Raw genomic sequence first — 9,009 nt, forward strand, 5'->3', positions numbered from 1 at the left:
CACGCCGTCTCCCCCGCACGCTCATGCTGATCCTTCCTACGACCCTCTGCCCCGGACGGTCTGAAGGAAGGGTTCAGGGCAACCCATTCGCAGCGTGCTTATAGAGAAAGGTGCGAATGGGTTGCCGGGCCGGGTTCTCGACGAGGAGCCGAGGTGAAGGAATCGGACCGGATCAATCCGCCAACGACTGATGAATGATCGGCCGTGGATCGAGGAGGCCGAAGGCCGAGGCGATCTGCGGGATATCATCGTCAGGAGCGGACGACCGCGTGAGCGGTTGGCCGTCCCGGCGATAGGACAACCATAGCCCGGTCGGACGAGCCGCGTCCGTCGCCTTGCTCCGGCCACGACGTCGTTCGGCCAGACCATGAACGCCCCGACTGACGTCGGGCCGTTTCATTGATCCGCCGATGTAGAAGACCTCCATCTCGTCGGCGCCGAACAATTCTGGTGACGAGGCCGAAGGCCGATCAAGCACGCCGCGAACGGGTTGGAGGCCCGTGACAAAAGCCCCTCCGAAATTCGCCCTTCAGAACCCAGCAAATCCGGGCCTCCCAGAACCCGCTTCAGGTGTGCTGAAAGACACCTCTGAAAACCACAAGGACGGCTCGGCTTGACCATTACGGAGACCGGTGTTTTGCTTCGGGCATGGGACGGCTCCTCGACAAGCTGTTGAACGACCATCCGGCCTACGACATCCGGCGGGATGAGGACGGCTTCGTGCTGACCGGGCGCCTCGACCACATCGACGAGTTCAGCGACATCGTGCGCGAGGCGGCAGAACAAGCGGGCGAGGAGTTCGTCGTCTTCACGACCAGCGATGGCCACCAAGGCTACAGCCAGATGTTCGTCATGCCCTTGGACGACATCCGCTCGCCCAGCTAAAGGCGTCGCCCCTCTGACATCAGGCGACGCCATGAACGAGACCATCCACATCCGCGCCTACCGCGCGGAAGACCTCGATGTGCTGATCGACCTGTTCGCTGGATCAGTGAGGCATGTGGCCAGCCGGGACTACAGCCCGACCCAGATCGACGCATGGGCGCCGGTCGCTGTGAACCGAGAGCAGTGGGCGACGCGCCTCGGCGGCCGACCGACCTTCGTGGCGGAAGTCGCCGGAGAAATCGCGGGCTTCAGCGATCTGGAGCCAGACGGCCACATCGACATGATGTTCGTCCACGCAGACCACCAAGGCCGAGGCGTCGCGCGTGCCCTGCTGGATCACATCCACGACCATGCGAACCGACACGGCATCGACCGGCTGTTCACCGAGGCCAGCATCACCGCCCGCCCGTTCTTCGAACGCAACGGCTTCGAGGTGATCGAGGCGCAGGACGTCGAACTCCGGGGAGAGACCTTCCGCAACTACCGCATGGCCAAGGCCCTCTCCGCGCCGATCTGATTGACGCCCCGCCGATCCATGAGACCTTCTGATGGATGAAGCGATGCGGCCTCTACGTCAGATGTTCGACCGACCAGCAGACGGTCGAGAACCAGATACGCATCCTGACCGAGGTGGCCGAAAGAGCGGGCTGGACCATCGTCCGGGTGTTCGAGGACCAAGCGATCTCCGGCGCCAAAGGGCGGAATCAGAGACCGGGCTACGACGCCCTCCTGAAGGCCATCCACCGGCGAGAGATCGACATCTGCGCGGCCTATGCGGTGGACCGTCTGGGACGCTCCCTGACCGATCTGGTGGCCTTCCTCAACGACATCCAAGCGTCAGGCTGCGACCTCTACCTGCACCAGCAATCGGTCGATACCTCGACGCCGAGCGGACGGATGATGTTCGGGCTGCTCGCCGTATTTTCAGAATTCGAAAGGGCTTTGATCCGTTCTCGCGTGATCGCCGGAATCCAGAGGGCACGCAGCAAGGGCGTCCAGTTCGGTCGGCCCAGCCTGTCGCCCGACCGTGTGGCGAGGGTCGAGAAGGCCCTGAAGGACGGTCAGAGCATCCGGGCCGTAGCGAAGTCTACCGGCACCTCCACGGCCTCGGTCCAGCGCATCAAGCACGCCATGACCAAGGTCGAGGAAGACCGTCTGGAGAGCGTCTCGGCGTGAGCGTCAGCCTTGAGGCTGCTGCGTCACGCGCAGGATCGACAGGTCATAGCCGAGGTCGCGCGCCCTGTTCATGATCGTCTCACGAACCTGCGGCGACGGCTGGGGAGAGCGCGACAGCAGCCAAAGATACCGGCCCGAAGGTTCGCCGACGATGGACCACGAGTAGTCGTCCGCCCGGTCCAGAACCCAGTAGTCGCCGACGTAGAAGGGGCCGAAGAACGACACCTTCAGCTTGGTGTTGTCGCTGCCCTCGACGATCTTGGCCTTGCCCTCGGCCGTGCGAAGCTCGCCGTCCAGCGAGTCCTGACGGCAGGTGTTCACCACGCTGATCAGGCCGTCGTCGCGCATGGCGTAGGTCGCCGTGCTGCCTTCGCAGTTCCGTTGGAAGCCAGCCTCATAGCGGCCGATCTCATACCAGCGACCTGCATACTGGGTCAGGTCCACCGGCTTGGCGGGCTGGGGCACTGATCGGTTGCCGACAGGGCCGCGCTGGAGGGTGGCGCACGCCGTCAGAGCGACGGCGGCGCCCGCGAGGAGAAGAAGGGGGAGAGTCCGTTTCATCGCCCCGAAACAACCATGCAACGGCTACGGTTCCTGCGCTTCACAGCGAGGAGGGGACGATTGGCAAGCTGTGCCAGCGGCTGCATCATCGACGTCAGAAGAAGGACGGGCCGATGCATTTGGTGCTGGGGATACTGGGCGTCGTCATGGGGGTCGCCTACTTGGCTATGGCGATCAAAGACAGGTTCGCCAGCGACAAGGCCGGGCGAGTTCTGGCTCGACGAGACAGCCAGCCCGTCGCCTACTGGTTCAACGTCGTGCTGTTCACATGCATGGCCGTTGGAGGCGTCGGCCTGATCCTGATCTCATTCGATCTATAGGCTGGCCGCACTACGCATAGGTCTATCGTCCGAAAACAATCGACCTCGACTTGCTGATGGTGTGGCCCCCGGCGCCGAACGTCAGCGACGGTCGAAAGCCACCGTTCGAGACGTTGACCGTCCCCAGACATCGGACTCTGCTGATCGGCTTCAATGCCCGAGTCGCAGAGCCTTCCTATGACCGACGAATCTGATCCATCTGGTGTCCCCTCGGCTCCACCAGGCGTCCTTCAATAATCAGCGCAGCACGACGTAGCCGCGTTCGACCAGGCGGCGCAGGGCTTCGTAGGCTTCGACCAGTTCGTCGTAGGCGGTGCGGGCGGCGGTCAGGCGGGCGGCCTGGTCGGGGGTGACGGGCGAACCGGAGTGGGCCAGGCGCAGGGCCTCGGCCACCCATTTGGCGCGGGCCTGGGCGGTCACGACCGCCAGCTTCTGCAGCGAGGCGGCGTCCAGGCCGGTCAGCGACTGGGCGATCACCTCCTTGTTGGCGACATAGGCGGCGTAGTCGATTTGCTCCAGCTGGCCGCGCAGGCGGCGCTGCTCCTGGGGATCGGTGTCCTGCGGCTCGAAATGGTCGCTGTAGCGGCGGATGCTGGAGGTCATCTTGGTCGACACGGGCGGGCCCTCCCCGGCCTGTCCCACGGCGCTGACGGCCGCACGGGATCAAGGTTGCGCCTCACCGGTTAACGGGGCGTTGCGCGCCGGCCTGGCCCGGCCGATATGAAGCGCCCCGAGAGCGATCAGGAGACGGTCATGGATTTGCAACTCGCCGGAAGGCGCGCCCTGGTCTGCGGCGGTTCCAGCGGCCTGGGCCGCGCCGTCGCGTCCGCCCTGGTGGCGGAAGGCGCGCACGTGGCCCTGCTGTCGCGCGACGAGGCCCGGCTGAAGGCGACCGCCGAGGCGCTGAACGCCGCCGGGCCGGGACGCGCGGTGGTCGCCGCCGCAGACCTGGCCGATCATGCCGCGCTGCTCAAGGCCGTCGATGCGGCCGAGGCGCAGCTGGGCGGGCCGATCCAGATTCTGCTGAACAACACCGGCGGGCCGCCGCCGTCCGGCGTGTCGGGCCTGGATCCCCAGATCTGGCGCGACCATTTCGAGTCGATGGTGCTGTCGGTCTTCCGCCTGACTGACCGTGTCCTGCCGGCGATGCGGGCCGAGGGCTGGGGGCGCATCCTGAACGTCGCCTCGATCACGGTGGTCGAGCCGTCGGCGGCGCTGGGCGTGTCGAACACGCTGCGCGCCTCGATCGCGGCCTGGGCCAAGACCCTGGCGGGCGAGGTGGCGGCCGATGGCGTGACGGTCAACACCCTGCTGCCGGGCCGGATCGACACCCCCCGCATCGACCGGCTGGACCGCGCGGCGGCCGAACGGGCGGGCGTGACGCCCGAACAGGCGCGCGCGGAGTCGGTGAAGTCGATCCCGGTCGGTCGCATCGGAGCGCCCGAGGAGTTCGCCGCGACGGCGGCCTTCCTGGCCAGCCCCCTGGCCGCCTACATCACCGGCTCACTGATCCGGCTGGATGGGGGCGCGGTCCGGGCGATTTGATCCGGGGGCGATTGGCCAATCCTCGGTTGCGGGTGTAGGCTGCCGGCAGCCGCAAGGAGAGACGTCATGCTGACCGCCGTCGTGCTGGGCCTGTCGCTTCAAGCCGCCGTCGTGCCCAATGTCGGCCAGACACACACGCGTTGTCCGTCGGAGACGAGCCAGGCGCGGCTGGAGCCGAACGATCGTGCGGTAACGTCGCGCGGTCTTCTGGATCGATCAGTCCAACCGCAGGCGGTGCGGCGATACCTGCTGCTCGACCGCCGGGACCAGAACAACTGCCCGCTTCCGATCAGCTTTCCCGTGAATGAATCGGGCCAGGCCCTGGGACGGAATCTATTGAGCCCGGACAGCGCCTCGCGCACGCCGCCGCCCCGGCGCGAACGGACGGTTCCCGCGCTCTGATGGCGCGCTAGGCCCGGGGGTGGGCCGCCGCATAGGCGCCCAACAGCCGTTCGGCGTCGACGCCGGTATATTTCTGGGTGGTCGACAGGCTGGCGTGGCCCAGCAGTTCCTGGATCGAACGCAGGTCGGCGCCGGCGCCCAGCAGGTGGGTGGCGAAGCTGTGGCGAAGCGCATGGGGCGTGGTGCGTTCCGGCAGGCTCAGTCGGCCGCGCAGGCGCTGGACCGAGGCCTGGACATGACGCGGGCTCAGCGGGCCGCCGCGCCGGGCGCGAAACAGGGCGTCCTCGGACGTCAGGACAAAGGGCTGGCGCGCCAGATAGTCGTCGACCGCCGCGCGCACGGCGGGCAGGACAGGGACCATGCGCGTCTTGGACCCCTTGCCGACGATCCGCAGGGTCTCGGGCAGGGGCGCGTCGGCGCGGGTCAGGGACAGGGCCTCCGAGATCCGCAGGCCGCAACCGTAGAGCAGGGTCAGGACGGCGCGATCGCGCGCGGCCTCCCACGGTTCGGCGTCCGGGTCGGCCTCCGGCTCTTCCAGCAGGCCGCGCGCCTGATCCTCGGTGACGGGGCGGGGCAGCGAGGGCTTGATGCGCGGTCCGCGCACCAAGGCCAGTTGCGGCGCGGGGGCGTCCAGCCGCCGGTCCAGGTAGGCGTGAAAGCCGCGAATGGCCGACAGGCTCTGGCTTAGCGACCGGGCGCCCAACGGACGGTCCCCCGCGCGCCGCTCGGCCATATGGGCGCGAACCTCGGCGGCCGTGATCGTCGTGAGGTCCGCCAGAGATTGCGGTCCGCCGCGATGACGCTCCAGAAAGGCCAGGTACAGCCGCCCGATATGGCCATAGGCCTCAAGGGTGCGCGGCGACAGGCGGCGTTCGTGCGCCAGGTGCGCCAGCCACGCCGACAGGGCCTCGGCGGCGGTCATCGGATCAGTTCAGCACCGGCCACCGCTCGGCCATCCGTTCGACCACGCGCGCCAGGAAGGCGGCCAGTTCGCAGCCCATGGCGGGGGTGAAGCCCTCGGCCTCCAGCGAGCCGAAAGCGCACAGCGCCGGGCGCGGCGGTTCGCCCGGCGTCAGCTGGGGCGCCATTCGGATCAGGGCGACGGACTGCACCTGGTCGGCGACGGCGCCAAACAGGTCCAGGCCCTCGAAATACGGTCCCAGCCAGGCCAAGCCGTGCTCGCCCAGCAAGGCGTCGACCCCGCCGGTCTCCAGCGCGCGCCAGCCGAAGGGCACGCCGCCGGGCTTTTCCAGGGCGATGGCGGCACCAGCCAAGCCGAACCGCCCCTGGGCGGCGGCGTCCAGCCGGCGGGCCAGGTCGGAGTGACTGCGCGCCTCCATCAGGTCCAGGGTCGCCACATGGGTCTGGGTCTGGGCGGCGAAGTTGGCGCGGGCGATCATTTCCAGCTCGCGCCGGGCGCCGGCCTCGCGCTCGGCGACCGCTTCCACCCGCGTCAGGGCGGCGGCGCCGAAGTCGACGACGTTGCGGCCGTGCGGACGCAGGCCCACTTCTTCGAGCAGGGAGCGGTCGTCCAGCAGGGTCTGGGGGTGCGCCTGGAGCCAGGCGCGCACGTCCGGCCAGTGAAGCGCGGCCGCTCCGTCCGATTCCGACGCCGCGAAAAGGTCCAATGAGCCGCTCAACAGACCTCTCCGGGAAGGGCGACGATTACAGTATGGACTGCCCGGTCTTGCCCCAGTCAGCCATGAAGGCATCAAGCCCCTTGTCGGTTAACGGGTGCTTTACCAGGGCCTTGAAGGTGTCGGCGCCGAAGGTGGCGGCGTCCGCCCCGGCCACGGCGGCGGCGGCGACATGGCCGACGTTGCGCAAGGATGCGGCCAGGATCTGGGTCTCGAACCCGTGCACGTCGTACAGGACGCGGATTTCCTCCAGCAGGGCGATCCCGTCGGCGCCGTGGTCCTCCAGCCGGCCGACGAACGGCGAGACGAAGGTCGCGCCGGCCTTGGCGGCCATCAGCGCCTGGGCGGCCGAGAAGCACAGGGTGACGTTGGTCTTGATCCCCTTGTCCGTGAACACCCGGCAGGCGCGCAGCCCGTCCCAGGTCAGCGGCAGCTTGACCACCACGTTCGGGGCGATGGCGGCCAGCTTGTCGCCTTCCTTCACCATGGTCTCGAAATCGAGCGAGACGGCCTCGGCGGAGATCGGGCCCTCGACCAAGGCGCAGATTTCGGCGATGACCTCGGCGATGTTCCGACCCGACTTGGCGATCAGCGACGGATTGGTGGTGACGCCGTCCACCATGCCCGTGGGGACCATGTCCTTGATGACGGCGACGTCGGCAGTGTCGAGAAAGAGTTTCATGGACGGCGTCATAGCCGAGGGCGCGGTGCGGTGAAAGTCGCCTCGGTCCTCATTCCCCTGCCGGTGCCGGAGGCGTTCGACTACGCCGTGCCGGACGACATGGCCGTGGCGCGGGGCGATCAGGTCGCGGTGCCGCTGGGGCCGCGCCTGATGCGCGGGATCGTCTCGGAGGTGTTCGAGACGACCGGATCGAACCGGCGGCTGAAGGCGGTGGAGGCGGTGCTGGACGATCCCGCCCTGCCGCCCGCGACCGTGGACTTCGTCGAATGGGCCGGGCGCTGGACCCTGTCGGCGCCGGGCGAAATGGCCTCCACCGCCTTGAAGGGCCTGCGCGCGCCGCCGCCCCGACCAGAACGGCGTGTGCGCCGCGTCGGCGACCGCCAGCCCGCCCGCGCCACGCCGGCGCGCACGGCGGTGCTGGAGGCGCTGGGCGCCCGCGCCCTGACGGCGGCCGATCTGGCGCGCGCGGCGGGCGTCTCGTCAGGCGTGGTCAAGGGCCTGATCGACGAAGGGGTGCTGGAAGTCTTCGAGGCGCCGGCCCAGGCGGCCTTCGACGCGCCGGACCCGGACCATGCGCCCTCCAGCCTGAACGCGGACCAGGCGGCGGCGGCCCAGGCGATGGCCCAGGGCGTGGCCGCGCGCGCCTTTCGGCCCTTCCTGCTGGACGGGGTGACGGGCTCGGGCAAGACCGAGACCTATCTGGAGGCGGCGGCCGAGGCCCTGCGCGCCGATCCGACGGCGCAGGTCCTGATCCTGCTGCCGGAGATCGCCCTGACCCAGGCGCTGATCGAACGGATCACCGCCCGCTTCGGCGCGGCGCCCGCCGAATGGCATTCCGGCGTCGCCCCGCCGCGCCGTCGCCAGGTGTGGGAGGCGGTCATCGCCGGGCGCTGCAACATCGTGGTCGGCGCGCGTTCGGCCCTGTTCCTGCCATTCGTCAACCTGCGTCTGGTCGTCGTCGACGAAGAGCACGACAGCTCGTTCAAGCAGGAGGAGGGGCTGGTCTATCACGGGCGCGATCTGGCCGTGGCGCGCGCGCGGATCGAGGGCGCGGCGGTGGTGCTGGCCTCGGCCACCCCGTCGCTGGAGACGCTGTGGAACGCGCGCCAGGGCCGCTACGACTGGCTGAAACTACGCGCGCGGCACGGGGCGGCGGTGCTGCCCGACATCGCCCTGCTGGATCTGCGCCAAACCCCGCCCGACCCGCAGACCTGGCTTTCCCAGCCGCTGCGCGAGGCCATCGGCGAGACGCTGGGCCGCAAGGAGCAGGTGCTGCTGTTCTTGAACCGGCGCGGCTACGCCCCCGTCGTCCTGTGCCGCGCGTGCGGCCATCGGCTGACGGCCCCGGACACCGACAGCTGGCTGGTCGAGCATCGCTACACCGGACGGCTGGTCTGCCACCTGACCGGCTTCTCCATGCCGCGTCCGAAGCTGTGTCCCTCATGCGGGGCCGAGGACTCGCTGGTGTCGGTCGGACCCGGCGTCGAACGGGTCGAGGAGGAGGTGCGCCAGCTGTTCCCGCAGGCGCGGGTGGCGGTCTTCAGCTCCGACACCGTGCCCGACGGCAAGTCCGCGCGCGCCCTGATCCAGAGCATGACGGACGGCGAGATCGACATCCTGGTCGCGACCCAGGCGGCGGCCAAGGGACACAACTTTCCGGGCCTGACGCTGGTCGGGGTGGTGGACGCCGACCTGGGCCTGCGCGGCGGCGACCTGCGCGCGGCCGAGCGGACCTACCAACTGCTGGCCCAGGCGACGGGTAGAGCCGGCCGCGCCGACAAGCCGGGGCGCGCCCTGCTGC

General features: G+C 69.0%; 12 protein-coding genes. 7 read left to right on the top strand and 5 right to left on the bottom strand.

Annotated elements, in window-relative coordinates; translation table 11 throughout:
• Positions 1-648 precede the first annotated feature (648 nt).
• The 3 genes from B2U11_RS03320 to B2U11_RS03330 are packed head-to-tail and all read left to right on the top strand — an operon-like array spanning position 649 to position 2,061.
• Positions 649-885 carry a hypothetical protein gene (locus B2U11_RS03320; RefSeq protein ID WP_292069937.1) on the top strand — a complete coding sequence of 79 codons (237 nt, stop codon included), beginning with the start codon at positions 649-651 and terminating at the stop codon, positions 883-885.
• A 31-nt stretch (positions 886-916) separates the two neighbouring features.
• The gene (locus B2U11_RS03325; RefSeq protein WP_165114626.1) at positions 917-1,402 is read left to right on the top strand and encodes a GNAT family N-acetyltransferase; all 486 of its coding nucleotides are present in this window, start codon (positions 917-919) and stop codon (positions 1,400-1,402) included.
• Between the two features lie 35 nt (positions 1,403-1,437).
• Entirely contained in the window at positions 1,438-2,061 is a 624-nt protein-coding gene (locus B2U11_RS03330) for a recombinase family protein (protein ID WP_292069939.1), read from the top strand.
• A gap of 3 nt (positions 2,062-2,064) precedes the next feature.
• On the opposite strand, the gene B2U11_RS03335 is transcribed toward B2U11_RS03330, so the two are convergent.
• On the bottom strand, positions 2,065-2,526 hold the full coding sequence (locus tag B2U11_RS03335; protein ID WP_349680702.1) for a lipocalin family protein: 462 nt from the start codon (positions 2,524-2,526) through the stop codon (positions 2,065-2,067).
• Between the two features lie 209 nt (positions 2,527-2,735).
• Here B2U11_RS03335 and B2U11_RS03340 point away from each other — a divergent pair, with 209 nt between their 5' ends.
• Positions 2,736-2,942, top strand: coding sequence for a hypothetical protein (locus B2U11_RS03340; protein WP_292069941.1), 207 nt, complete (start codon positions 2,736-2,738; stop codon positions 2,940-2,942).
• 237 nt (positions 2,943-3,179) lie between these two features.
• Here B2U11_RS03340 and B2U11_RS03345 read toward each other — a convergent pair whose 3' ends face one another.
• Complete coding sequence (locus B2U11_RS03345) at positions 3,180-3,557, bottom strand: hypothetical protein (protein ID WP_292069943.1); 378 nt, start codon at positions 3,555-3,557, stop codon at positions 3,180-3,182.
• A 138-nt stretch (positions 3,558-3,695) separates the two neighbouring features.
• Between B2U11_RS03345 and B2U11_RS03350 the strand changes: the two genes are divergently transcribed.
• Together B2U11_RS03350 and B2U11_RS03355 are read left to right on the top strand one after the other, a co-directional pair.
• The gene (locus B2U11_RS03350) at positions 3,696-4,487 is read left to right on the top strand and encodes an SDR family oxidoreductase (protein WP_292069945.1); all 792 of its coding nucleotides are present in this window, start codon (positions 3,696-3,698) and stop codon (positions 4,485-4,487) included.
• A 66-nt stretch (positions 4,488-4,553) separates the two neighbouring features.
• Positions 4,554-4,889, top strand: a complete 336-nt coding sequence (locus tag B2U11_RS03355; protein ID WP_292069947.1) for a hypothetical protein — start codon at positions 4,554-4,556, stop codon at positions 4,887-4,889.
• Positions 4,890-4,896: 7 nt separating this feature from the next.
• Here B2U11_RS03355 and B2U11_RS03360 read toward each other — a convergent pair whose 3' ends face one another.
• The 3 genes from B2U11_RS03360 to fsa are packed head-to-tail and all read right to left on the bottom strand — an operon-like array spanning position 4,897 to position 7,208.
• Entirely contained in the window at positions 4,897-5,811 is a 915-nt protein-coding gene (locus B2U11_RS03360; protein WP_292069949.1) for a tyrosine recombinase XerC, read from the bottom strand.
• Positions 5,812-5,815: 4 nt separating this feature from the next.
• Positions 5,816-6,517, bottom strand: a complete 702-nt coding sequence (locus B2U11_RS03365) for a DUF484 family protein (protein ID WP_292069956.1) — start codon at positions 6,515-6,517, stop codon at positions 5,816-5,818.
• A gap of 37 nt (positions 6,518-6,554) precedes the next feature.
• Entirely contained in the window at positions 6,555-7,208 is a 654-nt protein-coding gene (gene fsa / locus B2U11_RS03370) for a fructose-6-phosphate aldolase (RefSeq protein ID WP_249751587.1), read from the bottom strand.
• Between the two features lie 30 nt (positions 7,209-7,238).
• On the opposite strand from fsa, the gene priA reads away from it, so the two are divergent.
• Positions 7,239-9,009, top strand: a 1,771-nt coding sequence (gene priA / locus B2U11_RS03375) for a replication restart helicase PriA (protein ID WP_292069955.1), incomplete at its 3' end; no start/stop codon positions are given.

Origin of the sequence: Brevundimonas sp. UBA7534, from assembly GCF_002479325.1 — a bacterium.
GTDB lineage: Bacteria > Pseudomonadota > Alphaproteobacteria > Caulobacterales > Caulobacteraceae > Brevundimonas.

Coding starts and splice junctions, on each gene's coding strand:
- B2U11_RS03320 (WP_292069937.1), top strand. CDS start 649: ATGGGACGGCTCCTCGACAAGCTGTTGAACGACCATCCGGCCTACGAC.
- B2U11_RS03325 (WP_165114626.1), top strand. CDS start 917: ATGAACGAGACCATCCACATCCGCGCCTACCGCGCGGAAGACCTCGAT.
- B2U11_RS03330 (WP_292069939.1), top strand. CDS start 1,438: ATGAAGCGATGCGGCCTCTACGTCAGATGTTCGACCGACCAGCAGACG.
- B2U11_RS03340 (WP_292069941.1), top strand. CDS start 2,736: ATGCATTTGGTGCTGGGGATACTGGGCGTCGTCATGGGGGTCGCCTAC.
- B2U11_RS03350 (WP_292069945.1), top strand. CDS start 3,696: ATGGATTTGCAACTCGCCGGAAGGCGCGCCCTGGTCTGCGGCGGTTCC.
- B2U11_RS03355 (WP_292069947.1), top strand. CDS start 4,554: ATGCTGACCGCCGTCGTGCTGGGCCTGTCGCTTCAAGCCGCCGTCGTG.
- B2U11_RS03360 (WP_292069949.1), bottom strand. CDS start 5,811: ATGACCGCCGCCGAGGCCCTGTCGGCGTGGCTGGCGCACCTGGCGCAC.
- fsa (WP_249751587.1), bottom strand. CDS start 7,208: ATGAAACTCTTTCTCGACACTGCCGACGTCGCCGTCATCAAGGACATG.